Source organism: Sulfurimicrobium lacus (assembly GCF_011764585.1).
GTDB lineage: Bacteria > Pseudomonadota > Gammaproteobacteria > Burkholderiales > Sulfuricellaceae > Sulfurimicrobium > Sulfurimicrobium lacus.
In genome coordinates, this window is sequence record NZ_AP022853.1 from 3,507,285 (window position 1) to 3,532,020 (window position 24,736).

At 59.9% G+C, this 24,736-nt stretch carries 29 protein-coding genes and 1 other RNA gene; 26 read left to right on the forward strand and 4 right to left on the reverse strand.

Translation table 11 applies throughout. The annotated features are described in order from the left end of the window. Positions 1-37: 37 nt before the first annotated feature. The 7 genes from SKTS_RS17175 (at position 38) to SKTS_RS17205 (ending at position 5,382) form a co-directional block, all read left to right on the forward strand. Complete coding sequence (locus SKTS_RS17175) at positions 38-370, forward strand: TusE/DsrC/DsvC family sulfur relay protein (RefSeq protein WP_173067962.1); 333 nt, start codon at positions 38-40, stop codon at positions 368-370. Between the two features lie 77 nt (positions 371-447). Further along, positions 448-1,299 (forward strand): sulfurtransferase, encoded by an 852-nt coding sequence (locus tag SKTS_RS17180; protein ID WP_173067965.1) that lies wholly within the window; start codon positions 448-450, stop codon positions 1,297-1,299. A 35-nt stretch (positions 1,300-1,334) separates the two neighbouring features. After that, positions 1,335-1,916 (forward strand): hypothetical protein, encoded by a 582-nt coding sequence (locus tag SKTS_RS17185; protein WP_173067968.1) that lies wholly within the window; start codon positions 1,335-1,337, stop codon positions 1,914-1,916. Between the two features lie 12 nt (positions 1,917-1,928). Further along, positions 1,929-2,906 carry a biotin--[acetyl-CoA-carboxylase] ligase gene (locus SKTS_RS17190; RefSeq protein WP_173067971.1) on the forward strand — a complete coding sequence of 326 codons (978 nt, stop codon included), beginning with the start codon at positions 1,929-1,931 and terminating at the stop codon, positions 2,904-2,906. After that, a complete protein-coding gene (locus SKTS_RS17195) occupies positions 2,903-3,622 on the forward strand; it encodes a type III pantothenate kinase (protein WP_173067974.1) in 720 nt (239 codons plus the stop codon). The genes SKTS_RS17190 and SKTS_RS17195 overlap by 4 nt, the downstream gene beginning before the upstream one ends. A 21-nt stretch (positions 3,623-3,643) precedes the next feature. Next, complete coding sequence (locus SKTS_RS17200; protein ID WP_173067977.1) at positions 3,644-4,579, forward strand: carbohydrate kinase family protein; 936 nt, start codon at positions 3,644-3,646, stop codon at positions 4,577-4,579. Beyond that, the gene (locus tag SKTS_RS17205) at positions 4,579-5,382 is read left to right on the forward strand and encodes a lysophospholipid acyltransferase family protein (protein WP_173067980.1); all 804 of its coding nucleotides are present in this window, start codon (positions 4,579-4,581) and stop codon (positions 5,380-5,382) included. The genes SKTS_RS17200 and SKTS_RS17205 overlap by 1 nt, the downstream gene beginning before the upstream one ends. Here SKTS_RS17205 and SKTS_RS17210 read toward each other — a convergent pair. Continuing rightward, complete coding sequence (locus SKTS_RS17210) at positions 5,303-6,130, reverse strand: symmetrical bis(5'-nucleosyl)-tetraphosphatase (protein ID WP_173067983.1); 828 nt, start codon at positions 6,128-6,130, stop codon at positions 5,303-5,305. The genes SKTS_RS17205 and SKTS_RS17210 overlap by 80 nt on opposite strands. A gap of 64 nt (positions 6,131-6,194) precedes the next feature. Here SKTS_RS17210 and SKTS_RS17215 point away from each other — a divergent pair, with 64 nt between their 5' ends. The 6 genes from SKTS_RS17215 to rep all read left to right on the forward strand — a co-directional run bounded on the left by SKTS_RS17215 (position 6,195) and on the right by rep (position 11,552). Next, complete coding sequence (locus SKTS_RS17215) at positions 6,195-6,632, forward strand: NfeD family protein (protein WP_173067986.1); 438 nt, start codon at positions 6,195-6,197, stop codon at positions 6,630-6,632. Positions 6,633-6,642: 10 nt separating this feature from the next. Beyond that, positions 6,643-7,491: an SPFH domain-containing protein gene (locus SKTS_RS17220; protein ID WP_173067989.1), complete on the forward strand. Its 849-nt coding sequence runs from the start codon at positions 6,643-6,645 to the stop codon at positions 7,489-7,491. 54 nt (positions 7,492-7,545) lie between these two features. Beyond that, on the forward strand, positions 7,546-7,926 hold the full coding sequence (locus tag SKTS_RS17225) for a cupin domain-containing protein (RefSeq protein ID WP_244617380.1): 381 nt from the start codon (positions 7,546-7,548) through the stop codon (positions 7,924-7,926). Positions 7,927-8,001: 75 nt separating this feature from the next. Further along, a complete protein-coding gene (locus SKTS_RS17230) occupies positions 8,002-8,664 on the forward strand; it encodes an NAD(P)H-dependent oxidoreductase (RefSeq protein ID WP_173067995.1) in 663 nt (220 codons plus the stop codon). 91 nt (positions 8,665-8,755) lie between these two features. Then, positions 8,756-9,385, forward strand: coding sequence for a hypothetical protein (locus SKTS_RS17235; protein ID WP_173067998.1), 630 nt, complete (start codon positions 8,756-8,758; stop codon positions 9,383-9,385). Between the two features lie 178 nt (positions 9,386-9,563). Then, on the forward strand, positions 9,564-11,552 hold the full coding sequence (rep, locus tag SKTS_RS17240) for a DNA helicase Rep (protein ID WP_173068001.1): 1,989 nt from the start codon (positions 9,564-9,566) through the stop codon (positions 11,550-11,552). A gap of 64 nt (positions 11,553-11,616) precedes the next feature. On the opposite strand, the gene SKTS_RS17245 is transcribed toward rep, so the two are convergent. Then, positions 11,617-12,114, reverse strand: a complete 498-nt coding sequence (locus tag SKTS_RS17245) for a c-type cytochrome (protein ID WP_173068004.1) — start codon at positions 12,112-12,114, stop codon at positions 11,617-11,619. A gap of 167 nt (positions 12,115-12,281) precedes the next feature. On the opposite strand from SKTS_RS17245, the gene SKTS_RS17250 reads away from it, so the two are divergent. From SKTS_RS17250 to SKTS_RS17260, 3 genes are all read left to right on the forward strand, one after another. After that, positions 12,282-13,445: an NAD(P)H-dependent flavin oxidoreductase gene (locus SKTS_RS17250; RefSeq protein WP_173068007.1), complete on the forward strand. Its 1,164-nt coding sequence runs from the start codon at positions 12,282-12,284 to the stop codon at positions 13,443-13,445. A gap of 104 nt (positions 13,446-13,549) precedes the next feature. Next, positions 13,550-14,464 (forward strand): UDP-3-O-acyl-N-acetylglucosamine deacetylase, encoded by a 915-nt coding sequence (gene lpxC, locus SKTS_RS17255; RefSeq protein ID WP_173068010.1) that lies wholly within the window; start codon positions 13,550-13,552, stop codon positions 14,462-14,464. After that, positions 14,461-14,655: a hypothetical protein gene (locus tag SKTS_RS17260; RefSeq protein WP_173068013.1), complete on the forward strand. Its 195-nt coding sequence runs from the start codon at positions 14,461-14,463 to the stop codon at positions 14,653-14,655. The genes lpxC and SKTS_RS17260 overlap by 4 nt, the downstream gene beginning before the upstream one ends. Here SKTS_RS17260 and SKTS_RS17265 read toward each other — a convergent pair. Next, complete coding sequence (locus tag SKTS_RS17265; protein ID WP_173068016.1) at positions 14,635-15,066, reverse strand: DciA family protein; 432 nt, start codon at positions 15,064-15,066, stop codon at positions 14,635-14,637. The two genes, SKTS_RS17260 and SKTS_RS17265, sit on opposite strands and share 21 nt — an antisense overlap. A gap of 15 nt (positions 15,067-15,081) precedes the next feature. Here SKTS_RS17265 and SKTS_RS17270 point away from each other — a divergent pair, with 15 nt between their 5' ends. From SKTS_RS17270 to SKTS_RS17290, 5 genes are all read left to right on the forward strand, one after another. After that, the gene (locus tag SKTS_RS17270; protein WP_173068019.1) at positions 15,082-15,963 is read left to right on the forward strand and encodes a M23 family metallopeptidase; all 882 of its coding nucleotides are present in this window, start codon (positions 15,082-15,084) and stop codon (positions 15,961-15,963) included. A 63-nt stretch (positions 15,964-16,026) separates the two neighbouring features. Further along, entirely contained in the window at positions 16,027-18,759 is a 2,733-nt protein-coding gene (gene secA, locus SKTS_RS17275; RefSeq protein ID WP_173068022.1) for a preprotein translocase subunit SecA, read from the forward strand. A gap of 12 nt (positions 18,760-18,771) precedes the next feature. Continuing rightward, positions 18,772-19,329 (forward strand): molybdopterin adenylyltransferase, encoded by a 558-nt coding sequence (gene mog / locus SKTS_RS17280; protein ID WP_173068025.1) that lies wholly within the window; start codon positions 18,772-18,774, stop codon positions 19,327-19,329. Positions 19,330-19,353: 24 nt separating this feature from the next. After that, the gene (locus tag SKTS_RS17285; protein WP_173068028.1) at positions 19,354-20,973 is read left to right on the forward strand and encodes a hypothetical protein; all 1,620 of its coding nucleotides are present in this window, start codon (positions 19,354-19,356) and stop codon (positions 20,971-20,973) included. After that, on the forward strand, positions 20,973-21,632 hold the full coding sequence (locus SKTS_RS17290) for an alpha/beta hydrolase (protein WP_173068031.1): 660 nt from the start codon (positions 20,973-20,975) through the stop codon (positions 21,630-21,632). The genes SKTS_RS17285 and SKTS_RS17290 overlap by 1 nt, the downstream gene beginning before the upstream one ends. Before the next feature lie 15 nt (positions 21,633-21,647). On the opposite strand, the gene rfaQ is transcribed toward SKTS_RS17290, so the two are convergent. Then, entirely contained in the window at positions 21,648-22,730 is a 1,083-nt protein-coding gene (gene rfaQ, locus SKTS_RS17295; protein WP_173068034.1) for a putative lipopolysaccharide heptosyltransferase III, read from the reverse strand. Positions 22,731-22,909: 179 nt separating this feature from the next. Here rfaQ and SKTS_RS17300 point away from each other — a divergent pair, with 179 nt between their 5' ends. From SKTS_RS17300 to SKTS_RS17320, 5 genes are all read left to right on the forward strand, one after another. Further along, positions 22,910-23,098, forward strand: coding sequence for a cell division protein ZapB (locus SKTS_RS17300; protein WP_244617381.1), 189 nt, complete (start codon positions 22,910-22,912; stop codon positions 23,096-23,098). Beyond that, entirely contained in the window at positions 23,095-23,403 is a 309-nt protein-coding gene (locus tag SKTS_RS17305; protein WP_173068037.1) for a cell division protein ZapA, read from the forward strand. The genes SKTS_RS17300 and SKTS_RS17305 overlap by 4 nt, the downstream gene beginning before the upstream one ends. Before the next feature lie 40 nt (positions 23,404-23,443). Beyond that, positions 23,444-23,624, forward strand: a non-coding RNA gene (ssrS, locus tag SKTS_RS17310) — 6S RNA. A gap of 37 nt (positions 23,625-23,661) precedes the next feature. Then, on the forward strand, positions 23,662-24,252 hold the full coding sequence (locus SKTS_RS17315) for a 5-formyltetrahydrofolate cyclo-ligase (protein WP_173068040.1): 591 nt from the start codon (positions 23,662-23,664) through the stop codon (positions 24,250-24,252). Between the two features lie 26 nt (positions 24,253-24,278). Next, the gene (locus SKTS_RS17320; protein ID WP_173068043.1) at positions 24,279-24,734 is read left to right on the forward strand and encodes an EVE domain-containing protein; all 456 of its coding nucleotides are present in this window, start codon (positions 24,279-24,281) and stop codon (positions 24,732-24,734) included. The last annotated feature ends 2 nt before the right edge of the window (positions 24,735-24,736 follow it).

Genomic DNA, 24,736 nt, shown 5'->3' on the forward strand with positions numbered 1-24,736 from the left:
TTTTTTAATCAACGACCTTAAATCAAAGGAGAGAATTATGGGGTACGTCGTAAATGGCACCGAACTGGAAACGGACGATGATGGCTTTCTGCTTGAGCCGGATTACAGCGATGAAGTGGTAAACGTCATCGCCGAAGCCGAAGGCCTGAAGCTGACCGACGAGCACTGGACGGTGGTCAATTACATGCGCGACAAGTACAAGGAAGAAGGCCAGACCCCCAACTTCCGCAACATGTGCAAAGACTTCGATGCCGACCATCCCGGCACGGACTGGAAAAAGCATCTCTACGTCCTGTTCCCCATGCAACCCAACCGTCAGTCGGCGAAAATTGCCGGCCTGCCGAAGCCTTTCGGCAAAGGCGGCTACTAAACCCAGCCGTCAGCTATCAGCCCTCAGCCCAATCGTCCGGCGCAGGCTGATGGCTGACAGCTGTTAGCTGATTGCCTATGAAATACACCACTCTCATCAGCGCCGACCAACTCGCGCAACACATCGATGATCCCGAGTGGATCGTTTTCGATTGCCGCTTCACCCTAACCGATCCCGCTTCCGGCTACCGCGCCTATCTGGCCGGACACATTCCCGGTGCGCGCTACGCCCACCTCAATGATGATTTGTCGTCTGAAGTGACCGCCACCAGCGGCCGTCACCCCTTGCCCGACCCCGCCGTGCTGGCTAGAAAACTCGGGCTGTGGGGCGTGGACAGCAGCAGGCAGGTCGTGGTTTACGACGACAGTTTCGGCGCCATGGCCGGCCGTATGTGGTGGCTGCTGCGCTGGCTCGGCCACGACGCGGTGGCCTTGCTCGACGGCGGCATCCAGCGCTGGATAAAACATAAAAGTCCGCTCGCCACAGAGCTGCCCGTGATTGTCCAGGCCAACTTCGAGGCCCACCCCGACAAGGAAATGTGGGTGGATGCCGAGTGTATCGAAAAGGCGCTCGACAACAATCAGTGCCTGCTGATCGACGCCCGCTCCGAGGAGCGCTTCAGCGGGGAACGCGAGCCGCTGGACAAGGTGGCCGGACATATTCCCGGCAGCGTGAACTTCCCCTTCGAGGACAACCTCGACATAGACAGCACCTTCATGTCCGCCGAGGAATTGCGTGCCACCTACCTTGATCTGCTCGATGGAGTCGAACCGAATCGCGTAGTGCACCTGTGCGGCTCCGGCGTCACCGCCTGCCACAGCCTGATCGCCATGGAACACGCCGGACTCAAAGGTGCGCGCCTCTATCCCGGCTCGTGGAGCGAGTGGATTACCGATCCGGCCAGACCGGTGGAAACCGGTGATGAATAATTTCATCCCGCTGCAAACAGGAGAAGAGTAACAACATGGCAATACGCGTAAGAAGCCAGTGGCACAACAGAAGCGACGGCGCCAAGAGCCCGCAACAGGTGGCTACGGTCATCGCTTCGCTGATCTGGCGTGTGGCGGAAGAAAAAGTCAGCCACATGCAGCAGGAAAAATTCCAGATCGCCTCGCAAGAACAGGGCTTCGCCATGATCGCCGAGTACCTGGCCTTTCTCATTCAATACACCGACCGCTTCGTTTACGGCCGCGTGGACGAGGACTACCGGGCCGCCCTGATCGGGGCCATCGCCAAGCGTCTGGCCGAAATCCTCGAAGACAACCAGAATGCTTTTCTGGGCGCGACGCCCGGCGGTTACCAAGCCGGCTTCATCAACACGCTCAACGAGCGGCTCGCGGACTACGCCACTTTCGACTACGAGAATGGCGAGCCCAACTATCCCCAGCGCCGCTTCCTCGGCGGCAAGGTGCTCGAACTGATGCCCGCACGGGACCAATCGTGGACCATCGACCAGGTCGTGGAAATCGAGATACCCAACGCCCTGGCCTTGCTCAAGAAAGGCCTGAGCGGGCTGTTCTCGGAAGAGTCCGGCACGTTCGGCTGATTTTTACGCGACTTGAAACCCCTCGCCTTTACCGTCCTGCGCCAGCTTTCCAGCGACGAGTTCCGCTCCGGAGAGCAGATCGCGCGCGAGCTGAACATTTCCCGCGCTTCCGTGTGGCAGGCACTGCGCGACCTGGATCGCCACGGCATCAGGCTGTTTCGCCTGGCGGGACGCGGCTACCGCCTGGCCGAGCCGCTGCACTGGCTCGATGCCGCGGCAGTTGAATCCGCGCTGGGCGACAAGGCCGCCCTGTTCGACCTGGAAGTAATGGAAACGGCGGCCTCCAGCAATAGCATCCTGATGCAGAAAGCCGCGCTGGGTGCGGGGCACGGCAGCTGCATCGCCGTGGAACTGCAGACTGGAGGAAGGGGTAGGCGCGGCCGCACATGGCATGCGAGCCTGGGCGGCAGCCTGACTTTTTCCCTGCTGTGGCGCTTCAACCAGGGCGCCTCCTATCTTTCCGGCCTCAGCCTGGCCGTGGGCGTGGCCTTGATGCGCGCACTGCATCAGGCAGGCATATCGACCGCCCGCCTCAAATGGCCGAACGACGTGCTGCACGAAAACAGCAAGCTCGCCGGCATTCTGATCGAACTGCAGGGCGATATGCTGGGCCCCAGCGCCGCCGTCATCGGCATCGGCTTGAACCTGAAACTTTCCGACCAGGCCAGGGAAAATATCGACCAGGCGGCAATCGACCTCGCTGCGCTGGCGCCGGACCTCCCGACCAGGAGCCAGCTGCTGGCTCTGATTCTGGGCCATCTCGGCGACGTGCTGCAGCAGTTCGAAGCGCACGGTTTCGCTGCCCTGCGCGAGGAATGGAGCCGCCACCACGCTTACCACCAACAACCGGTGCGCATGCTGATGCCGGACGGCAGCACGCACCACGGCACAGTTTCGGGCGTAGCAGACGACGGCGCACTGCTGGTACGCGACGCAGACGGGGAACGCCGTTTCACTTCGGGAGAAGTCAGCATGCGGAGCGACGCATGAGTATTCTTGCCATCGATGCCGGCAACAGCCGCATCAAATGGGGCCTGTACGTCAGCGGCCGCTGGCTGGCGCAGGGCTGGACAGCCACCGCCCAGCCGCATCTGGACAGCCAGCTGGGCAAGCTGCCCGCGCCGAAAAAAATCATTGCTTCCAACGTTGCCGGGAGCGCTGCGGCGCAGGCAATCGAAACTGTGTGCGCCATATGGAAGATGACGCCCCACATCGTTCAGGCCCAGCCGGAGCAATGTGGCGTTCGCAACGGCTATGCCACGCCGCATCAACTCGGCAGCGACCGCTGGGCAGCACTGATCGCCGCGCGCCATTTATACCCCGAACGTGACGTGCTGGTGGTCCAGATCGGCACTGCCGTCACCATCGACGCGCTTGGCGCCGATGGCCGCTTCCGCGGCGGGCTGATCCTCCCTGGCTTGGCCCTGATGCTGGATTCCCTGGCACGCAATACCGCCAGCCTGACGCCGCAACAGCACGGCAAGTTCGCGACATTTCCCGACAACACCGCCGATGCCATGTTCAGCGGCGCGGCCAACGCAATCGTCGGCGCGATCGAACATTCCTTCCGGCAACTGGAAACGCAGCCGGTCTGTTTGCTCAGCGGCGGCGATATGGATATTCTGCTGCCTTTATTGAGCATTCCAGTCCAGCCCGCAGACAACCTGGTGCTGGAAGGCCTGCTCCGCATCGCCCAAGAACCTTGAACAAAAACCCGAGAAAGAAAAATGAATACATTGATTTGCGGCTCGCTGGCCTACGACAGCATCATGGTGTTCCACGACCAGTTCAAAAACCACATCCTGCCCGAACAGATCCACATTCTGAACGTGGCCTTCCTGGTGCCCGACATGCGGCGCGAATTCGGCGGCTGCGCCGGCAACATCGCCTACAACCTCCAGTTGCTGGGCGGCAAGCCGCTCATCATGGCCGCGGTGGGCGACGACTTTGAACCCTATGCGCAGCGGCTGGAAAGACTCGAACTGGTGCAAACCCACGTGCGTCGGGTCAGCGGCTCCTACACCGCCCAGGCCTTCATCACCACCGACCTGGACGACAACCAGATCACCGCCTTCCACCCCGGCGCCATGAGCTTTTCCCACCACAACCACGTGCATGACGCCAGCAACGTCGCGCTCGGCATCGTCGCCCCGGACGGTCGCGACGGCATGCTGCAGCATGCGCGGGAATTCCACGAAGCCGGCGTGCCGTTCGTGTTCGACCCCGGCCAGGGGCTGCCCATGTTCAACGGCGCCGAACTCATGGATTTCGTCGCCCTGGCCGACTATGTCGCGCTCAACGATTACGAAGCCAAGCTGCTGCAGGAGCGCACCGGCAAGACGCTGGAGCAACTGGCCGGCGAAGTGCGCGCCCTCATCGTCACGCTGGGCGCCAAAGGTTCAGTGATTTACACCGGCGGCAAGATGCTGGAAATCCCCTGCGTCGAAGCAGCCCAGGTGGTGGACCCCACCGGCTGCGGCGACGCCTACCGCGCAGGTCTGCTCTACGGCATCGTGAACGGCATGGACTGGGAAATGACCGGCCGCCTCGCCGGTCTGATGGGCTCCCTCAAAATCGCCAGCCGCGGTGGGCAGAACCACGTCCACTCGCGCGAAGAAATTTCCGCCCTGTTCAAGCAGCAGTTCGGCACCAGCTTCGAGTAATGAAATATACGTCCCGCATCGTGCGGGCGTGGCGCCTCTTCAGGCTAGGGCTGCACATCCTGCGCGGGGTGCTGACTGCCTTCCTGGTGCTGCCCTGGGGCAGCACGGGCTTGCGCATGACGCTCACGCGGGAATGGTCGCGCAGCCTGCTGGGCCTGCTCGGCGTGCGGCTGGAAATACGCGGCAATCCGCCTGAAGTTGCCAGCCGCAATGTGCTGCTGGTTTCCAACCATGTGTCCTGGCTGGACATCTACCTGCTCAACGCGGTGCGCCCCCTGCGCTTCGTCTCCAAGGCCGAAGTCCGCAGCTGGCCGGTGGTGGGCTGGCTGGCGGTATTCACCGGCACGCTGTTCCTGGAACGCGGCAGGCGCCGCGACACGGCGCGGGTCAACGACGCGGTCACGGCCGCGCTGGCCGGCGGCGATTGCGTGGCGTTCTTCCCCGAAGGCACGACCACCGACGGCACCCACATCAAGCCTTTCCTGTCTTCCCTGCTGCAGGCGGCGATCAACGCCCAATCCGAAATACGCCCGGTGGCGCTGCGCTACGTCCTGCCCGACGGCGGCGCCGACATTGAACCAGCCTATTACGGCGACATGTCGATGATGGACTCGCTGCGCAACATCCTGGCGCGCAAGGCAATCCGGGCGGAGCTGCTCTTCCTCGAACCCATTGCCAGCAGCGGCAAGCAGCGCAGGGAACTGGCGCACCAGGCCGAACAGGCTATTTCCAGCGCTTTGTACCCGGCAGGCCGGCGCACGGCAGCTGGAACAGCCGGCGATCCTCCAGCCGCAGCGCACTAAGCTCGCCGCTCCACAGGCAGCCGCTGTCCAGCGCCGCCAGATTGGGGCGCAGCAAGGCGCCCAGCGCCGACCAATGGCCGAAAATGACCGTCGCGTCACTGCTGGCGCGCCCCGGCACATCGAACCACGGCATCAGTTCCGCAGGCTGGCTCCCTGGCGGTCCCTTGTGGGCGAAATCGATTTCACCTTCCGCGCTGCAAAAACGCAGCCGGGTCATGGCGTTGGTGATCAGCCGCAAGCGGCTCATGCCGTGCAGCTCTTCATGCCACCGGCGCGGTTCGTTGCCGTACATATGGGCAAAAAAGTCGCGGTAATGGTCGCCGCGCAACACCTCCTGCACTTCGCCCGCCAGTGCCAGCGCCTGTTGCGGCGTCCATTGCGGCAGCAGCCCGGCGTGCACCAGAAGGTAGCCGTTCTCGCCATAAGCCAGCGGCTGGCGGCGCAACCAGCCAAGCAGCTCGTCCCGGTCGGGTGCCTGCAAGATATCCTGGATGGTGTCGCTGCGGTGCAGCGGCACGAACCCTTCCGCTACCGCCAGGGTGTGCAGGTCGTGGTTCCCCAGCACCGTGACCAGCGCGTCGCCCAGGCCCATGGCCCAGCGCAGCACGGCGGCGGATGCCGAGCCGCGGTTGACCAGGTCACCCACCAGCCAGATCTTGTCGCGTGCGGGGTCGAATTCGATGTGTTCGAGGAGCTTTTCCAGGGCGGCATGGCAACCCTGCAAATCTCCGATGGCATAAGTAGACATATTGTTTTGGCGAATTCTTTGCTAATGTGTAGCAGACATTTTAACCGGGCATGGCGGAGGACAAATGGAAATCGCATGGTGGCACTGGATCGCGGGCGGCATGCTGCTGATCCTGCTGGAACTGGCCATACCCTCTTTTTTCATCATCTGGTTCGGCCTCAGCGCCCTGCTCATCGGGGTCATCATGCTGCTGGCGCCGATCTCGCTGGCCGCCCAGTTCACGCTGTGGGGCGTGACCTCGGGCGCGATGGTGTATTTCTGGTTCCGCTATTTCAAGAACCCAGACCGCACCAAGGCGGGGATGTCCCAGGACGTTTTTCTCGGCGAAACCGGCCTGATCGTCAAGGAAGTGTCGGAACTCGCCAAGGGCCAGATCAGGTTCCAGAAACCGATCCTCGGTTCGGAAACCTGGCCGGTGATCGCCGACGAAACCATTCCCGCAGGGGAACGGGCGCGCATCGTCGCCGTCATGGGCCAAACACTCAAAGTTTCAAGAAAATAAGGAGAACCGCATGGAACTGACTTTTTTAGGCATCATATTTTTCATCTTCGTCGCCGTCACCGTGGCCAAGGGCGTGCGCATCGTGCCGCAGGGCGAGGAATGGGTGGTGGAGCGGCTGGGCAAATACCACAGCACCATGCTGCCCGGCCTGCACCTGCTGATTCCCTACATCGACCGCGTCGGTTACAAGGTGCCCACCAAGGACCTGATCCTCGACATCCCGCAGCAGGAAGTCATCACCAAGGACAACGCCGTGCTGGTCGTCAACGCCATCGCCTTCGTCAAGGTGACGGACACGCAGAACGCCGTGTACGGCGTCACCAGCTTCGAGCTGGCCATCGTCAACATCATCCAGACCACGCTGCGCTCCATCGTCGGCGAGATGGAGCTGGACCAGGCGCTGTCGTCGCGCGAGCAGATCAAGGTGCGCCTCAAGGAATCCATTTCCGACGACGTGGCGGACTGGGGCCTGACGCTGAAATCGGTCGAAATCCAGGACATCAAGCCCTCTCCCTCGATGCAGGACTCCATGGAACGCCAGGCCGCGGCGGAGCGGGAGCGCAAGGCCACCGTCACCAAGGCGGAGGGCGACAAACAGGCCGCCATCCTCGAAGCCGAAGCCCGCCTCGAAGCCGCCAAGCGCGACGCCCAGGCGCAGATCGTGCTGGCGCAGGGCGCGGCGGAAGCGATCAAGCGCGTGACGGAATCGATCCCGGACCGCGAGTTTCCCGCCTATTACCTGCTGGGCGAAAAATACATCCAGGCCATGCGCGAACTGGCCTCGTCCGCCAACAGCAAGACCGTGGTCCTGCCCGCCGACATCATGCAGACGGTGCAGAGCCTGTTGGGAAAACGTTGATTTATTAGGGTCATTGCCATGCGCGGATTTATCTGGGCCATATGTTTGCTCTGCTTGCCACTCCATGCGCTCGCACTGGAGGAAACCGCCGCCGTAAAGGTAGCACCGCTACTCAAGACGGACAAAAGCTGGAACGGGAAGTCGCTTGCCTACCCTGCCGGTGACGCCGAAATCACCGGCCTGATGATCGAAATCGCACCCGGCGGGGAAACCGGCTGGCATCTGCATCCCGTGCCGTCTTTCGGGGTGATTCTGGAAGGGACGCTCGAAGTCGCGCTGAAAGATGGCCAGACAAGGCGGTTTCAGGCCGGCGAAGCCATCGCGGAAGTGGTCGATACGCTCCACAATGGCCGCAATATCGGCACGACGCCGGTCAGGATCGTGGTGTTTTATGCGGGCGCGGGCGGTAAAGCCTTGACCGACAAGGAACCGTGAAATCAAGCTCAGCAAAAAATAGGCGCCTGTTTTACCAGTTCAGGCGAACATCCTTAAATCAATGGAATTAAGCACATGAGCACCCAACAAGACATCCTGTCCGCCTTCCAGTTTCGCCACGCCTGCAAGCAATTCGACGCGGAGAAGAAAATTCCCGCCGAGGATTTCGACTTCATTCTCGAAACCGGCCGCCTCTCCCCCTGCTCTTTCGGCTTCGAACCCTGGCACTTCGTCGTCATCCAGACCCCGGAGCTGCGCGCCAAACTCAGGGAAGTGACCTGGGGCGCCCAGGGAACGCTGCCGAGCTCGAGCCACTTCATGGTCATCCTGTGCCGCAAGGACGACATGCGTTTCGATTCCGCATACATCGACAATTTCATGCGCACGGTGCAAAAACTGCCCGCCGACGTCGTCGAAAAGAAACGCGCCAAGTACCAGAAATTCCAGGAATCCGATTTCCGCCTGTTGGAAAGCCCGCGCGCCCTGTTCGACTGGTCATGCAAGCAGGCCTACATCGCCCTGGGAAACATGATGAGCGCAGCCGCCATGATCGGAATCGACTCCTGCCCGATAGAGGGCTACGACTTCCGCGACGCCGAGGCGGTGCTGACTGCAGCGGGGGTACTGGACCAGGACAAATACGGCCTGGCCGTGATGGTCGCCTTTGGCTACCGCGTCAACCCGCAACCGGCCAAAACCCGCCAGACCATGGCGGAAGTGGTGACGTGGGTAAAGTAGACGATTAACTTTACTGGCCCTCTCACGGCGGCACCAACTCAAGTGCGCGCCAAACTACCATTTCAATTCCCCCTCCACCCTCTGACCCACTATGAACATGATGTTCAAGAGAAAAAAACAAAGCGAAGCTGACCCTTTTGTTCTGTCTAGCAAGAATAGATTTTTTACACTATTTCGAGACCAACGAACATGGTTGAAGCTATGTCTTAGTGTTTTGGGGGGGCTTTGGGGTTATTGGGCGTCTGGAACGTGGCCGACCAATCCCATTATGGAATATGTGCCACCACGCTTTGAACAACTTGAAATTGCTCAAGGCACGCTCTCGTTCACGCGGCAATCAAAAAGTTCGGGAGGGGAAATCGAAGTTCGTTTTGGTGATGGCAAGAAATTGCGATTGGCGTGTAATGCACCCAATACCCTGCCTAGTGCATGTTATTACCTGCGTGTTAATGGCCAGTTGCAGGAGGGAAGTTTTAAAAGTCAACTTACAGGGAAGCTGGTTACGGTTTGGTGGATGCCGGATGAGGATGTTGCCGAGCATAGCGCTGACGGCAGGGTATATCAGATGCTGGTTGGGGATTGGATGTTTTTTAAATACCAAGAACAAGTTACTTACTACGCTAAACATTATCAAAAAGGGGGCGGCCGTAGTTGGTTCTTCGGAGGGTTGCTGTTACTACTGACCGGCCTTGTTATTTGGGCTCTAAAAATAAAGAAATAATCATGTCGACTACACGCCATTAATACTATCGAGCGAGTAAGGATAACCGGGAACAGACACGGTTTTCTGAACCAGAATAGACCGTCGCATCATGCAGACGATGCAGCGCCTGTTAGGAACAACAAAACCCTGAGCATGGTAAAATCGCGCCTCGTTTCCAGGTTTTTCTTCCTCGCCCATGCTTTCCAAACTCAATCCTCCGCAGCGCGAAGCAGTCAAGTATCTCGACGGTCCGCTGCTGGTGCTGGCGGGCGCGGGGAGCGGCAAGACGCGCGTCATCACCCACAAGATCGCCTACCTGATCGAGACCTGTGGCATCAGCGCCAGCAATATCGCAGCCATCACTTTCACCAACAAGGCGGCGCGGGAGATGCAGGAGCGCGTGGGGAAACTGCTGCAGGGCAAGGCGGCGCGCGGCCTCACGGTCACCACTTTCCATTCCCTGGGGCTGCACATCCTGCGCCAGGAGGCCAAACACCTTGGCTACAAGCCGCGCTTCTCGGTGCTCGACGCCTCGGATAGCGCAGGCATCCTCAACGACATCCTGAAAACCACGGACAAGAAGGAAATCCGCCGCGCCCAGTCGGTCATTTCCAACTGGAAAAACGCCATGCTCTCGCCTGCCGCTGCGGCAGAAGCGGCCCAGGACGAAACCGAGCGCCAGCTGGCCAAGATTTACCAGGCTTACCAGGACACCTTGCGCGCCTACCAGGCGATGGACTTCGACGACCTGATCCGCTTGCCGGTGGAACTGTTCGAGAACGTTCCGGAAGCGCTGGAAAAGTGGAGCAACAAGCTGCGTTACCTGCTCATCGACGAATACCAGGACACCAATACCTGCCAGTACAAGCTGGTCAAGCTGCTGAGCGGCAGCCGCGGCGCCTTCACCGCGGTAGGCGACGACGACCAGGCGATCTACGCCTGGCGCGGGGCGAATGTGGAGAACCTGCACTTGCTGCAGAACGATTTCCCCAATTTGCAGGTCATCAAGCTGGAGCAGAACTACCGCTCCACGGTGCGCATCCTGCGCGCCGCCAACACCCTCATCGCCAACAATCCCAAGCTGTTCGAGAAGAAGCTGTGGAGCGACCTGGGGCTGGGCGATCCGATCCAGGTCATGGCGGCGAAAGACGACGAGCAGGAGGCGGAGAACGTGGTGATGCGCCTGCAGACGCACAAGTTCCAGAACCGCACGCGCTTTGCCGATTACGCCATCCTTTACCGCGGCAACCATCAGGCGCGGATTTTCGAACAGCAGTTGCGCAACGAGAAAATCCCCTACCTGCTCTCCGGCGGGCAATCGTTTTTCGACCGTACCGAGATCAAGGACATCATCGCCTACCTGCGCCTGCTGGCCAACAGCGACGACGACCCGGCCTTCATCCGCGCCGTGACCACGCCGCGGCGCGGCATCGGCACCGGCACGCTGGAAAAGCTCGGCAACTACGCGGCGGAGCGCCACATCAGCCTGTTCGCCGCAGCCTTCGAGGCCGGCCTGGAGCACCAGCTGGGCGCTAAGCAGCATCACCCGCTGCTGGAGTTCTGCAACTTCATCAACAACCTCACCGATCGCGCCGAGCGGGAGCCTTGCGCCGAAGTCATGGCCGACCTGCTCAACGCTATCGGCTACGAGGCCTGGCTGTTCGACCAGGAAGAGGATCGCCCGGCGCAGACCAAATGGAACAACGTGCTGGAGTTCGTGGCCTGGATCAACAAGAAGGGCGAAGAGGACGGCAAGACGGTGATCGAGCTGACCCAGACCATCGCCCTGATCAACATCCTGGACAGCAGGGAGGATCAGGATGTCGACGCGGTGCGCCTCTCCACGCTGCATGCCGCCAAGGGACTGGAATACCCCCACGTGTTCCTGGTGGGCGTGGAGGAAGGCATCCTGCCCCACCGAGAAAGCGTCGACAACGGCCAGATCGAGGAAGAGCGACGCCTGATGTACGTGGGCATCACGCGCGCGCAGAAGGGGCTCACCCTCAGCCACTGCCACAAGCGCAAGCGGGCCGGGGAATGGCAGAAATGCGACCCGAGCCGCTTCATCGGCGAACTGCACCAGGAGGATTTGCGCGGCGCGGGGCGCGGCGAGACCGACCCCGAAGCGCAGAAAGCGGAAGGCTCGGCGCGCTTGGCCCAGATCAGGGCCATGCTGGGAAAATAAGCGTAGGGAAATAAAAAAGCACGGCGCTTGCGCACCGTGCTTCCGGGTCTAACCGCAAATGGCGTTACTTCGGGTCAGTAAACTTGGCACCGCCGGCGTTGGCCATGTAAACCACGGCACGCTGCACTTCCAGGTCGGAAAGATCAGCTGCGCCGCCGCGCGCCGGCATGGCGCGAATACCCTCGATGGCATGCTTGACCAGTGTCTCGTAGCCCTGGGAAACGCGCTTGCCCCAATCGCCCTTGTTGCCGAACTTGGGCGCATTCAGCGCGCCGGAAGTATGGCAGGAGGTGCACACGGCTTTGAAGACTTCCTCGCCGCTCTTCACTACCTTGGGCGCGTTGGCATCCACGACTTTCATTTCGCCCACCGGCTTGATGCGCTCGGCCACGGTCTTGGCCAGAGCTTCATCCGCCTCCTTGTTCACGTGGCTGTGCTGGATGCTGAGCACCAGCTGCACAATCAGGAAAATGGCAATCAGCGGGGGCACCAGGCCACCCACACTGGCGAAGACAACCTGCATCGGCGTGGTTTTTGTCATCTCTTCGTGATGCTCGCTCATTTCGTTGATCCTTAACCTTGAATTCAGAAAGTCGGCAATTATAACGATATTTGTCAATATTTACATCCTTGCAACACCCCTTCTGCCTTCCCATAAATTAGTTTTGTTTGCATAGCGCACAGGCCCGTTTAAAATACCCGCCCTTTTGTTTTAATTTCGAAGACAGCATGATCAGGATCGACCTTCCCCTACTGCAACTCAAGAACAAAACACTGCTCCCCGTCGTTCAGGGCGGCATGGGCGTAGGCGTCTCGGCGCACGGCCTGGCCGGCGCAGTCGCAGGGGAAGGCGCGATCGGAACCATCGCCAGCATCGACCTGCGGCGCCACCACCCCGACCTGATGGAACAGTCCACCCATCCGAAAACCAGGAATGCCATGGACCAGGCCAACCTGGCCGCCCTCGACCGCGAAATCAAAAGCGCGAAGAACATCGCCAACGGCAACGGCATGATCGCGGTCAACGTCATGAAGGCGGTAACGGAACACCCGCAATTGGTGCGCCAAGCATGCGAAAGCGGCGCCGACGCCATCGTGATGGGCGCCGGGCTGCCGTTCGACCTGCCGGAAATGACCAACGACTTCCCCAATGTCGCCTTGATCCCGATCCTTTCCGACGTGCGCGGCATCAACGTGGTGCTGAAAAAATGGATGCGCAAGAACAAGCTGCCCGACGCCATCGTTATCGAGCACCCGCGCTATGCCGGCGGCCACCTCGGCGCCCCGAAGCCGGACGACATTACCGACACGCGCTTCGACTTTCCCGGCGTACTGGAAGGGGTGTTCAAATTGTTCCGGGAGTTCGGCATAGAGCGCGAACGCATTCCGCTCATTCCCGCCGGGGGCATCAACACCTTCGACAAGGTGAAGGACCTGCTGCGCCTCGGCGCCGGCGCGGTACAGATCGGCACGCCGTTCGCGGTGACCGTGGAAGGCGACGCCCACCCCAACTTCAAGAAAGTCCTGGCCGAAGCCAAGCCGGAAGACATCGTCACATTCATGAGCGCCGCCGGTCTGCCCGCCCGCGCCGTGCTGACCCCTTGGCTGAAGAACTACATGCGGCGCGAGTTCAAACTCATGAGTTACGCCGACCCGTCGCGGTCGAAATGCGCTGCGGTGCTCGACTGCCTGTCGGATTGCGGATTGCGCGACGGGGTCGCAAAGATGGGGCAGTTCTGCATCGACTCCCAACTCGCTGCGGCCTTGCGCGGCGACATCAACAAGGGCTTATTTTTCCGCGGTTCGGAAAGCCTGCCCTTCGGCGAGGCCATCAGGCCGGTACGGGAATTGCTTGAGTATCTGCTAACCGGGCACAGGCCGGCAACGGTCTGACACATCAGGACTTGCTTGACGATGTCCTTATAAGCTGTTGATGTTCAAGCGCTAAGAACGTATACTTCCGACGAAACCTTTACCGCTCACCACGGGCAAACGACATGATCAAACAACGCACCTTGAAAAACATGATCCGGGCAACCGGGGTTGGCTTGCATACAGGCGAGAAGGTCTATCTCACCCTGCGCCCGGCCGCCCCCAATACCGGCATCGTGTTTCGGCGCGTTGACCTGCCCCAGCCAGTGGAAATCAAGGCCACGCCGGACAGCGTGGGCGACACCCGCCTGTCGTCCACGCTGGAACATAATGGTGCAAAGGTGTCCACCGTGGAGCATCTGATGGCCGCCCTCGCCGGCCTGGGCATCGACAATCTCTACGTGGACCTGTCCGCCGGCGAAGTGCCGATCATGGACGGATCCGCCTCGCCGTTCGTGTTCCTGCTCCAGTCTGCGGGAATCGAAGAACAGAACGCTGCCAAGAAATACATCCGTATCAAGAAGGCCGTGGAAGTACACGATGGCGACAAATGGGTGCGCTTCGAGCCCTACAACGGCTTCAAGCTGAGCTTCACTATCGCGTTCGACCACCCGGTATTCGAAACATCGAGCCAGTCCATCACGCTCGATCTGGCCCAGGCCTCCTTCGTCAAGGATATTTCCCGCGCACGCACCTTCGGCTTCATGCAGGACGTGGAAACCTTGCGCACTCACGGCCTGGCACTCGGCGGCAGCATGGACAACGCCATCGTGATGGACGAATACCGTGTCCTCAACAGCGACGGCCTGCGTTATGAAGATGAGTTCGTCAAACACAAGGTGCTTGACGCAATCGGCGACCTTTACCTGCTGGGCTACCCGCTGATCGGCGCCTTCACCGCGTTCAAATCGGGGCACGCCCTCAATAACCGCCTGTTACGCACCCTGCTTGCCGACGCGGAGGCTTGGGAATACGCCACGTTCGACCGGGCAGAAGAAGCGCCAAGCGCCCTGATTCAACTTCACAACCAAACGGCTTGATCGCCCTCCGGATTGCCATCATTCTGGCGCTGACGGGAGTCGGCATCGCCCTGCTCCTGTCCCTGCTGCGCCGCGACCGCCGTTACCTGCGCCTGGCGTGGCAAATCCTCAAATTCTCCGTGGTATTGCTACTGATAGTTGGCGCCCTGATCATGATGGGGCGCATCGTGCTATTTCGTGTGCCTCTCTAGCATGCGCTCCAGCGCCTGCCTGAGGGGCGACACCTCCAGCCGCTCAGCCAGTTGACGCAAGCTGTCCATGCCCGCAGAACCAAGCTGCAGGCTCTTTACCGGCTTTCGCTCCGGCGCCGGGGGGTTCACTTGCACTCGCACCTGAATTGCAGTAACCTCAAGGCCCATTTTTTTTAATTTATCCAGCATAGTCGGCGCAAGCTGCCGCACCTTGGCAGCAATGGCGCCATTGTTTGCATAGAGCACCAGAATGTGGTCCTGCAAGCCGCTCACCTTGCACATCAGATTTAAAGGCGGCGGCGCGACCTGATCCCAATGCTGCTGCAATACGCGCACGCGTTCGGCCTGACCGGCCAAAGCGGCAAGGGTGGCCGTTGCGCCAAAATAGGACTGGAGCTTGCGTGCGCTCATGGAGGATTTTGCCTCGTGAACATTATTTTCGTTTCGGATAGCCTGACCAGGGGAAAAAGCATCTCCCTGGGTCACCGCCACATCATGATGCTGTTGCTGGGATGGCTGATGTTGCCGATTCTCATCGCCTTCGGCCTGTATTATTTCACGCTTTCCCGGGACGGAATACCGTCGCCGTTGAATCGGGCGCAAAATCGCGTCTACCTGCAGGAAAACCTCAACACCATGGCCGCGCGACTGGGTCAGCTGCAAGCCCAGGTTTTCCGCCTGAACGCGCTAGGGGGGCGCCTCGCCAAGCATTTCAACCTGCCGGAAAAAGAATTCGATTTCAGCCAGAAGCCAGGCCAGGGCGGACCTGAACCGAGACTGATGCAATATCAGCTGAACCCGCAGCAACTCGAGCAGGAACTGGAAAGATTCGCGAAACAACTCGATGCGCGCGCAGACGGCCTGAGCGTCCTGGAAGCCCTGACCCTGCGCGAGCAAGTGAAGCAGAGCGCCTTCCCGTCACTGTTTCCGGTATCGACAGGCTGGTTCTCTTCCAATTACGGCTGGCGTCTCGATCCGTTCAGCGGCAAGCAGGCAATGCACGAAGGCGTGGACTTCATGGCCGCGGTCGGCACGCCCATCAAAGCCGCCGCCGGCGGGGTGGTGGTTTACTCAGACATTCACCCTCAATATGGTAATATGATTGCCATCGACCACGGCAACGGCCTGATTAGCCGCTATGCCCATGCCTCGAAGCGCTTGGTCAAGACTGGCGACCTCGTCTTGCAGGGACAGAAGATTGGAGAGGTGGGAACCACCGGCCGGTCCACAGGTCCACATCTGCACTTCGAGATATTGAGCAACGGCGCGCCACAAAATCCGGTGCGTTACCTGCAAGTTCCCGGATAAAGACCAACGGGAGGCTTTTAGTGCCTCCCAATTTTTTGCGCCTTATTTTTTATTGAAGCGTTCATGATTACCAAGCTCGTCAGAAAAATTTTCGGCAGCCGCAATGACCGGCTGATCAAGCAATATACCCAGACCGTTAGCACCATCAACGCGCTCGAACCTACCATGATCGCGCTCAGCGACGCGGAACTGCGCGCCAAGACTGATGAATTCAAACGGCGCCACGTTCAGGGTGAATCACTTGACGACCTGTTGCCCGAAGCTTTTGCGGTGGTACGCGAGGCCAGCAAGCGCGTGCTGGAAATGCGCCACTTCGACGTGCAGCTGATCGGCGGCATGGTGCTGCACTACGGCAAGATCGCAGAGATGCGCACCGGCGAAGGCAAAACCCTGGTCGCCACCCTGCCCTCCTATCTCAATGCCCTGTCGGGCAAGGGCGTGCACCTGGTGACGGTGAACGACTACCTGGCGCGGCGCGATGCGGAATGGATGGGGCAACTGCACGACTTCCTCGGCCTCTCGGTGGGCATCAACCTGCCGCAGATGTCGCACGAGGAAAAGCAGCAGGCTTACGCCGCCGACATCACTTACGGCACCAACAACGAATACGGCTTCGACTACCTGCGCGACAACATGGTGTACCAGCCCACCGAGCGGGTGCAGCGCGGCCTCAACTATGCCATCGTCGACGAGGTGGACTCGATCCTGATCGACGAAGCGCGCACCCCGCTGATCATTTCCGGCCAGGCCGACGACAACGTCGACCTCTATTACCGCATCAACGAACTGGCACCCAAGCTGGTCAAGCAGCAAGAAGAAAACGGCCCCGGCGACTACAGCGTGGACGAGAAAGCCCACCAGGTGCTGCTCACCGAGGCTGGACACGAAAGTGCAGAAGACCTGCTGACCCAGGCCGGCTTGCTGTCGGAAGGCAGCAGCCTCTACGACGCCGCCAATATCGCCCTGATGCACCACATGTACGCCGCGCTACGCGCCCATGCGCTGTACCACCTTGACCAGCACTACGTGGTACAGGACGGCGAAGTGGTCATTGTCGACGAGTTCACCGGCCGTCTGATGGCCGGGCGGCGCTGGTCGGACGGCCTTCACCAGGCCGTGGAGGCCAAGGAAGGCGTGCAGATCCAGCGCGAGAACCAGACACTGGCCTCGATCACCTTCCAGAACTATTTCCGCATGTACAACAAGCTTTCCGGCATGACCGGCACAGCTGACACCGAAGCTTACGAATTCCAGCAAATCTACGGCCTGGAAACAGTGGTGGTCCCCACCCACCGCGGCATGATTCGCGACGACCGCATGGATCAGGTGTTCCGCACCGCCAAGGAAAAGTACCAGGCAGTCATCACCGACATCAAGGACTGTTACGAACGCGGTCAGCCGGTCCTGGTCGGCACGACCTCTATCGAAAACTCCGAACTGCTGGCGACGATTCTGGCCCAGGCGAAGCTGCCGCATGAAGTCCTCAACGCCAAGCAGCATGCGCGCGAAGCGCAAATCGTTGCCCAGGCTGGCCGTCCCAAAGCGGTCACCATCGCCACAAACATGGCCGGCCGCGGTACCGATATCGTGCTGGGCGGTAGCATCGAGCAGGAACTCCATGCTATCCGCAGCGACGAATCTCTGAGCGAAGACGAGAAGACCGCCGGAATTTCCACCCTCAAGGCGGAATGGCAGAAGGTGCACGAGCAGGTATTGAGCAGCGGCGGCCTGCACATCATCGGCACCGAACGCCACGAATCGCGCCGCGTGGACAACCAGCTGCGCGGGCGTGCCGGACGCCAGGGCGATCCCGGTTCCAGCCGTTTTTACCTGTCGCTGGAAGACCCCTTGCTGCGCATTTTCGCTTCCGACCGCGTCGCTGCCATCATGGAACGCCTCAAGATGCCGGAGGGCGAAGCCATCGAGCACCCGTGGGTCACACGCGCCATCGAGAACGCCCAACGCAAGGTGGAAGCACGCAACTTCGACATGCGCAAACAGTTGCTGGAATACGACGACGTGTCCAACGACCAGCGCAAGGTCATTTACGCCCAGCGCAACGAACTGCTGGAGACCGAAGATATTTCCGACACCACTCGCGCCATGCGCGAAGATGTTATCGGCCAGACTTTCAGCCAGTACATTCCCCATCAGAGCATGGAAGAGCAATGGGATGTGCCCGGCCTGGAGAAGGCCCTGTTCGCGGAACTGCAATTGCAGTTGCCGCTAACCCAATGGCTGGAAGAAGATGCCAAGCTGGGTGAGGAAGGCTTGCTGCGCCGCATCATCGAAGCCGCGCACGGACAGTATCAGTCCAAGCAGGAGCAGGTGGGTGCCGAAGTGCTGCATCACTTCGAGCGCGCCGTCATGTTGCAGAGCATGGACACCCACTGGCGCGAGCACCTCGCGGCGCTGGATCATCTGCGCCAGGGCATCCACCTGCGCGGCTACGCACAGAAAAATCCGAAGCAGGAATACAAGCGCGAAGCGTTCGAACTGTTCTCCGCCTTGCTCGAACGCATCAAGGCCGAAGTCACCCAGATCACCATGACGGTGCAGGTAAAGAGCGAGGATGACGTAACCGCGGTGGAAGATCAGCTCGCTCCCGCCGACAACATCCAGTACCACCATGCCGACTACCCCGAGGCGTTGGGGCAGGATGGCGAGGAAGAAAGCGAAGGCGAAGAGGACAAACATGAGCCCTTCGTCCGCGGCGGCGACAAAGTGGGACGTAACGACCTATGCCCCTGCGGCTCGGGCAAGAAATACAAGCAATGCCACGGAAAGCTGAGCTAGGCTGAAACTCACATGACAGCAGCGTCACGTAGCGCAGCAAAAATCGGCTTGGTCACGGTGAGCGACCGGGCGTTTCAAGGGATATACGAAGACCAGGGCATCCCTGCGCTGCAGTCCTGGCTGGACGCGACACTGTCCACGCCATGGCAGGCGCTGACTCGCTTGGTCCCTGACGAACAGGAACTGATCGAAACGGCGCTGAAGGAGCTCGTGGACGAGCAAGGATGCTGCCTGGTGCTCACCACCGGCGGCACCGGTCCGGCGCCACGCGACGTCACCCCGGAGGCCACCCTGGCAGTAGCGGATCGGGTGCTCGACGGTTTCGGCGAGCAAATGCGCGCGGTAAGCCTGAAATACGTGCCGACGGCCATTCTCTCGCGCCAGTTGGGCGTGGTTCGCAAACAGGCGCTGATCCTCAACCTCCCCGGCCAACCCAAGGCCATCAAGGAAACGCTGGATGGCGTTTTTGCCGCTGTGCCCTATTGCATCGACCTGATCGGCGGCCCTTACCTGGAGACCAAGCCGGACACGGTGCCGGTATTCCGTCCGAAATCCGCCTTGCGCCCGTGAGGACCATGCTATTCTGGGGAAACCATGTTTGATTTCAAGGGCCTGATCAACGCCCTGTTGCGCAGGAAACACGGCGATCCTGTCGGTGACCTGAAATCCGCCACGATCTGGGTACAGGAACTGCCGCAGAACGACATCCACCAGGCGCAGCAGGAAATCATCAAAGCCCTCGACAGCCTCAACAAGAATTCCGACACTTCACTCAAGGAGCGCATTCGCGTTCTGCTCTATCTGGATGAAAAGGCTCGCCCCCTGCAGGAAAACCTGTGCCGCGATTATCTCGCCGCACTTGACGACCCCGGCTCACCCACACGCAAGCTGCTACCCACCATACTGCTGTTCTGGGAGGAAATGGCCACCGCTTACCAGTCGTGCCTGCGGGTTTACGCAAAGCACCCCGGCAGCGCCAGAATTCGCGAGCAAATCCCGCTGCTGACGGCCAAAGCGCTGCATTTCCACGCCATGCAGGCGAAATGGAACCATATCTGCTATCTGCCGGTGGAACATCAAACATGGCGCCACCTGCACCGTCTCTACCTGTTCGCGGAACTCGAGAATTTCGACCGGGTGCCGGTGCAGCTCTACCCGCAGCACGACGACACAAGCTGCGCCAGCGAATACATGCAAGCGATGATGCTCCACCTGGCCAACCCTGCCAGCCTCACTCCCGCGCAGATCGAAATGGTGGACACCTGGCTCGACAGCTGGGCCAGGAGCCTGGTGATCGAGGCTGACTTCCGCCCGCAGCGCCAGGTGTACGCCGTCAATCTCGGCGACATGAAGCCCGCCAGAAAACTGCGCCGCAACATGCTGGGAGAGAAATACCGCTACTGGGGCATCGAACTGATGCTGGTCACCATCAACAAAACCGTCGAGCGTCTCAAGCAAGGTGAACTGCCTGCGCGCCTGAATCTCGGCGAAGCGTTCCGCCTCCCCGCCGGGCTCGAGCTGATCGAAGAAATCTCCCAACGCTGGTCGGGAACAAGCACCACGCGCAAGCATGAACGAGTGACGGCGGAAAAATCCCTGCTGGTAACGACGGGCTTCGCCAATATCGTGACCTACCTGCAGGGGGACCAGAAAACCATCAGGAAAACCGGCATGGCGGCCACTTATGACATGTCAGAAGACAACCATGCGGAGCTGGCCTCCCATCCCGTGCCAAGCGGCGGGCCGGAACTGTTCGAGCCCAACGCACAGCAATGGCAGGTGGAGAACGAATCGCTGAGCGGCTACGGTGTCACCTTTACCCGCAACACCGCCAGCCAGTTGCGCATCGGCACCCTGGTGGGGCTCAAGGCAGCACAAGGCAAAGGGTTTGGCATCGGCCTCGTGCGCCGCATCAGCAACGAACCGCCACGCAAGGTGGAGGCGGGAATCCAGACACTGAGCCAGACCCCGCTGCTGGTAGAACTGCACCCGCTGCCTGGCGAAAGCGGCGAGCCAACGACTGCGATATATCTGCCCGAGTTAAGCAAACTGCAGTTGGGGCGCAGCCTATTGTTGCCATGCGAAGCCCATACGCAAGGCAAGCTGGTGCAGCTCAAGGCGCAGGGAAAATCCTACACCATTCGCCTGCAACCGGCCCTGGAGCGGGGAGCCGATTATGTCCGGGCTGGATTCGACGTAGTGGCAAAAGGCTGATGGACGCGCTTGAAATCACCACGAGCGATTCACCGGATAGCGCCGTCATCTGGCTTCACGGCCTGGGCGCCGACGGCCACGACTTCGCCCCCATCGTACCGGAACTCGCTCTGCCGGCGAGCGCAAAAATTCGTTTTGTCTTCCCCCATGCCCCATCTCTGCCGGTAACCATCAATGGCGGCTACGTCATGCCCGCCTGGTATGACGTGAAAAGTCTCGACCTGAGCCAGGAAGAAGACGCGGCGGGAATCCGCAATTCACAGCACCGGCTGGAGGCCCTGATCCACCGGGAACGCGAACGCGGCATCGCTTCCACGCGCATCGTTCTTGCCGGATTCTCTCAGGGCGGCGCCATCGCGCTCCACACCGGTCTGCGCTACGACGCCCCCTTGGCTGGAGTGCTGGCGCTTTCCACCTACCTGCCGCTGCCCCACTCACTGGCGGCAGAAACCGGATCAGCCAATACCCAGATCCCGGTGTTTATGGCTCACGGCACGGCAGACAACGTAATACCGCTCGACCATGGCGCTGCATCGCGGGATTTGCTGCAGCAGCAGGGATTCGCTGTGGAATGGCACGAATACTCCATGTCCCATTCCGTATGCGCTGAAGAAATTGCCGATATAGGGACGTGGCTGACCCGGATTCTTGTGATCTGAAGCATCGCACGAGTTTCATGGCTGCCGCAGCAGTTCCGCCACCGCATCAAGCACGCGTTCCACTGAAATCGCACCAAGACATTCGCTAATTTTTCCGCCGCCGCAGCCGTCATAACCGCACGGACGACAGGTATGGCTCGAAACCAGCACCCGTTGCGGCACCTGCCACGGGCCCCACTCTTTTTCGCCGCTTGGTCCGAACAGGACCACCACCGGCGTTTTCATCGCCGCAGCAATATGCATAGGTGCGGAGTCCATGCCGACAAAGAGTTGTGCCATGGCGCTCAGGGCGGCCAGCTGCTTCAGGCTTAGCTGGCCTGATAAATCCACCACGCCCTGTTCCAGCGGGGCCAGTATCTCCCGCACCATTTTCAGCTCGGCATCGTCAGGGGCTGCAGTGACGACTATGCGATGACCCTGATTCTGCAGACTTCGGATCAGCGCCGTCATCTGGCCGGTCGGCCAACACTTGAATAACCAGCGCGAGGCGGGATGAATATGGATAAAACCCTGCTCGGCCACGCCTGCCTGTGCCAGTCGCCGCTTCATCTCAGTCGCAACGGCATCCCCAGGCACCAATGTCAGTTCGCGTTCGCTTTCATTCGGGTAGACGCCGATACGGCGCAGTGCGTCCAGGTTGACTTCCACCATATGGCGCGGATTACCGCGTGGCATGGGATGAAAATGGCTAAAGCTCTTCCGCCAGAAACGCCCGCGCGCCGGAATTTTGCGCGCCACACTGTGTTTCACACCAAGCACGCGGGTCAGCCATGCGCCGCGGTTATGTTCGGTGAGATGAATAATCAGATCATAGTGACGCCTCCATAGGCGCGAGAGCAGCCGCGCCTCAGCGCTCACCTGACGCAACAGCCCCTGCTTTTTCCAGTTGCGATCAACGGTATGGACTTCCGCGATCGCAGGATGCAAGCTCAACATATCCGCCGTATCGCGGTAAACCAGCGCATCAACTTCCAGATGAGGGGCATGGTTCTTTAAAACGGAAAAAACCGGCGAGGTCAGTAACACATCACCGTGATGGCGCAGCTTGATCACCAGAACACGGCGCAGGCCGGATAAATCGATAGCGTCTTTGAGCATGCGCGCACGATAACAAACTGGGCGCCAAAAACAAGCATTTCGTTCAGCGCTTAACCCATCAACTCGATGAAAGCGTGGGAATTAAAACCCGAACACAATGCCAAAATACTTTTAAAATATGGCGTTACCAGTTGACCCAGCAGGATTTTTCAAATTATAGTGTGCGCATGCAAGCGGAAATGAAAGCACTGGAAGACAAGGTCATGCAGATTGTGCAAATGTGCCAGCACCTGCGCGCCGAAAACATGCAACTGCGCCAGCAACTCGCAGCGGCACAAAATGACAGCAAACGCCTCGGCGACAAGATCCAGGGCGCGCAAACCCGTCTCGAATCCCTGCTCGAGCGTATTCCGGAGAATCAGGAATGAGCGAAGTAAAGGGCCTGGATGTCGCCATCATGGGGCGGGAGTTCCGCGTTGCCTGTCCGGAGGATGAACAGGAAGCGCTACTCGCCTCGGTGGATTACCTCGACCGCAAAATGCGTGAAATTCGCGACAGCGGAAAAGTCATCGGCGTCGAACGCATCGCCATCATGGCTGCCCTGAACATCACCCACGAACTCCTCAACACGCGCATCGCCGGTTCTTTTGACATCGGCGAGTTCAAGAGTAGAATTGGTTCCATGCAGGCTCAGATCGAGCAGGCAATGGCAGACCAGGACGATCTATTTTAGCCGGTTGTTAATCTGGCATTAACAGCCAGCTTTCCGAGTTGTCCCCCTGCGGTGTTCGTTTAGGCTAAATATTCTTTGAACCAATATTTATGTAAGCAGGTTGTGGCTGTATTGAGTACTGTTGTGCGCGTCCTTCACGGATGTACCTGATGTGCTCAAGCTGCAACCGTCTTGGACCTCAGTGTTCAAGATGATAGCCTGACGGCACCCGCGGGGGGCCTTATCCTCCCTAACTAGCACAGTTTAAGTCTCCCGACCTTGAACAAATCCCAATTGCGGCGCCACTTGCGCCGGCTGCGCAATGAACTTAGCCCCGATCAGCGGCGCAGCGCTTCGCTGGGATTGCTGCAGACGGCGATACGTGAAGGTCTTTTTCTCAAGTACCGGCGCATCGGTTTTTACCTCCCCTTCGAAGGTGAAATGGACCTGTTGCCCTTGCTCAATCATGCGTTATGGCAGGGAAAAATTTGTTACTTGCCCGTCGTGCCGCAACGCTTCGAGAAAAAACTCAGCTTCACCCGCCTCACCGATCGCGCCAGCTGGTACCGCAACCGCTACGGCATTCACGAACACTGGTCGCCGCGACCGGCACGCGCACGCCAGCTCGATTTGCTGTTCATGCCGCTGGTGGGCTTCGACGAGGAGGGCTACCGGCTCGGCATGGGCGGCGGCTTCTACGACACCAGCCTGGCCTACCTGGGGCGCCGCAGGACTTGGCGCAAACCCTACCTGATCGGCATCGGCTACGAATGCCAGAAAGTCAGGCAGGTTCCGCGCGACCCGTGGGACATGCCGCTCGATGCCGCGCTCACCGAACGTCGCCTGTATCGTTTTCCCAAGGTAAAATAAGTTTTCCGCTATCCTGGATATCCAAAATGCGCTACTGGCTGATGAAATCAGAACCTTCCGACGTCAGCGTCGACGACCTCGCCACCATGCCGAACCAGACCGTGGCATGGTACGGCATACGCAATTATCAGGCGCGCAACTTCATGCGCGATCAGATGCGGGTTGGCGATCAGGTATTCTTTTACCATTCCAGCTGTGCCGAACCGGGAATCGTCGGCCTGGCGACAGTGAGCAAGCTCGCCTACCCTGACCAGACCCAGTTCGACAGCAGCAACAAATATTTCGACCCCAAGGCGACACCCGAAAATCCGCGCTGGTTCAACGTGGACGTGAAGCTGGTCAAAAAAACGCGCCTGCTGGGTATCAAGGAATTGCGTAGTTATCCCGAACTGGAGCACATGCGAATCTTGCAGACGGGCAACCGACTTTCCATTACGCCGGTCGACCCCAAGGAATGGGAATTCATTACAGGGCTGCTGTAAGC